We start from the raw sequence: 2856 nt of genomic DNA on the forward strand, positions 1-2856 counted from the left end.
TTCCACTTTGTCGGCCTGAAGGCGATGCGGCTGTGTTCTCCGGCATTGGCGCGTTCTGGCGGCAGTTCGATCTCGACATGGGGATGGTTGCGGCCGAGCTCGAGCTCGAGATGGCGGGTGCCGGCGACGCGGCGGCTGGCGGTGACGAGACCGGCGAGACAGCCGCCGCAGCCGTCGATCAGCTCGATGTCGTGCGGGCGGAAGTAGAGATTGGCGGGGCCGTCGGGTTCACTTGGAGCCCTGAGCCCGATCGGCCGGTCCTCGAACCAGATCTCGCCGTTCTGGAGCGTGACCGACAGGTTGTTCGACTGGCCGATGAAGCCGTAGACGAAGGGCGAGACCGGATGGTCGTAGATCTCGTCGGGGGTGCCGACCTGCTCGATGACGCCCTTGCTCATGACGACGACGCGGTCGGCGAGCTCCAGCGCCTCGTCCTGGTCGTGGGTGACGAAGATGGTGGTGTGGCCGGTGCGGTCGTGGATGTCGCGCAGCCACTTGCGCAGCTCTTTCCGCACTTGCGCATCAAGCGCGCCGAAGGGCTCGTCGAGCAGAAGCACGTTGGGTTCGACCGCCATGGCGCGGGCAAGGGCCACGCGCTGGCGCTGGCCGCCCGACAGCTGCGCCGGATAACGCTTGTCGAGGCCGGAGAGCTGGACGAGGTCGAGCAGGTCGAGCGCGCGCTTGCGGATTTCGGCCGCCGGCGGTCTCCGGTTGGCGGGCCGGACTTTCAGGCCGAAGCCGACATTGTCGAGCACGGTCATGTGGCGGAAGAGGGCATAGTGCTGGAAGACGAAGCCGATGTTGCGCTCCTGCACGGTCTTTTGCGAGGCGTCCTCGTCGCCGAAGAAGATCGTGCCGCCGGTCGGGCTTTCAAGCCCGGCGACGAGGCGCAGAAGCGTCGTCTTGCCGGAGCCGGAGGGACCCAGCAGCGCGATCAGCTCGCCGGAGCGGATGTCGAGCGAGACGTCTTCGAGCGCCGGGAAGCGGCCGAATTCCTTGCGGATGTTGTGAACGCGCACGTCCATGGCGGTACCTTTCAAATGCGGGCTTTCCCGGTCTTCTGCTTGCACGGCGGTCGGTGTCAGTCTCAATGCCTGCGGCTGGCGGCGATCTCGGCGCTGTAGCGGATCTCCAGCGCCGTCTTCAGGATGAGCGTGATCAGCGCCAGCAGCGCCAGCAACGCCGCCACCGCGAAGGCGGCGACGAAGTTGTATTCATTATAGAGGATTTCGACCTGCAACGGCATGGTGTTGGTCTCGCCGCGGATGTGGCCTGAGACCACCGAGACGGCGCCGAACTCGCCCATGGCGCGGGCGTTGCAGAGCAGCACCCCGTAAAGCAGCCCCCATTTGATGTTGGGCAGGGTCACATGCCAGAAGGTCTGCCAGCCGGATGCGCCAAGCGACAGCGCCGCCTCCTCGTCGCTCGATCCCTGCTCCTGCATCAGCGGGATCAGCTCGCGGGCAACAAACGGGAAGGTGACGAAGACGGTGGCGAGCACCAGTCCGGGCACGGCAAAGAGGATCTGGATGCCATGGCTCTGCAGAAAGGGGCCAAGGAAACTGTGCGAGCCGAACAGAAGCACGAAGACGAGGCCGGAGATCACAGGCGAGACCGAGAACGGCAGGTCGATCAAGGTCGTCAGGAAGGCCTTGCCCTTGAACTCGAACTTGGCGATCGCCCAGGCGGCGGCCACCCCGAAGACGAGATTGAGCGGCACGGCAATGGCAGCCACGATCAGCGTCAGGCGGATGGCGGAAAAAGTCTCGGCATCACCAAGGGCCATGACGAATTCGCCGAGCCCCTTGCGCAGCGCCTCGGTAAAGACGGCGGCAAGCGGCAGAAGCAGGAACAGGCCGACGAAGGCAAGGGCCGTGATCGTCAGCGTCAGCCGGGCAAAGCGGCTTTCCGAGGTGGCAGCGGCCAGCTCCGGCAACGCCGGCTGCGGGCCGGACGCCGGCTGCGAACCGGAGGCCGGCGAGGGTCTGGCGGGAGGGAGACCGGAAGCGGTCGCGGTCAGGTCATGCGACATAGACATATCTCCGCCGGCTCCAGGCCTGGATCGAGTTGATGAGGAGCAGCATGGTGAACGAGATCACCAGCATGACGGCGGCAATGGCGGTGGCGGCCGGGTAGTTGAACTCCTCCAGCCTTATGACGATCAGAAGCGGGGCGATCTCGGAGACGTAAGGCAGGTTGCCGGCGATGAAGATCACCGAGCCGTATTCGCCGACGCCGCGGGCAAAGGCGAGCGCAAAGCCGGTGAGGCCGGCCGGCAGCAGCCCCGGCAGAAGCACCCGGCTGATCGTCTGGAAGCGGCTGGCGCCAAGGGTGGCTGCGGCCTCTTCCACTTCCTTGTCGATCTCCTCCATGATCGGCTGCACGGTCCTGACGACAAAGGGCAGGCCGACGAAGATCAGCGCAATGACGATGCCGGCCGGGGTGAAGGCGACCTTGATGCCGAGCGGTTCGAGAAACTGGCCGATCCAGCCGTTCGGGGCATAAAGCGTCGTCAGCGCAATGCCGGCAACCGCCGTCGGCAGGGCAAAGGGCAGGTCGACCATGGCGTCGATCACCCGTTTGCCGGGAAAGCGATAACGCACCAGCACCCAGGCGAGGATGACGCCGAAGACGAGGTTGATGACGGCGGCGACAAAGGCCGTGCCGAACGAGATCTTCAGGGCATTGAGGGTGCGCTGGTCGAGCGCCAGCTCGAAGAACTTGGCCCAGCCAAGGCCGCTTGCCCGAAACACCAGCCCCGACAGCGGGATCAACACGATCAGAACCAGCCAGCTCAGCGTGATACCGAGCGACAATCCAAAACCCGGCAAGATACTCGGCTGGCGAAACCGCCAG

Annotated in this window: 3 protein-coding genes; all 3 read right to left on the bottom strand. The window is 65.3% G+C overall.

Going from position 1 to position 2856, the window contains the following annotated elements:
• The coding region (locus VGO12_RS12825) for a sulfate/molybdate ABC transporter ATP-binding protein (protein ID WP_327513137.1) at window positions 1–1025 on the bottom strand (1025 nt) is incomplete at its 3' end.
• 62 nt (window positions 1026–1087) lie between these two features.
• Complete coding sequence (gene cysW, locus VGO12_RS12830) at window positions 1088–2032, bottom strand: sulfate ABC transporter permease subunit CysW (protein WP_327513135.1); 945 nt, start codon at window positions 2030–2032, stop codon at window positions 1088–1090.
• A partial coding sequence (gene cysT, locus VGO12_RS12835; protein ID WP_327513136.1) for a sulfate ABC transporter permease subunit CysT occupies window positions 2022–2856 on the bottom strand: 835 nt, incomplete at its 5' end. The genes cysW and cysT, both read right to left, overlap by 11 nt.

It is taken from the genome of Ensifer sp., assembly GCF_035999135.1.
Classification (GTDB): Bacteria; Pseudomonadota; Alphaproteobacteria; order Rhizobiales; family Rhizobiaceae; genus Ensifer.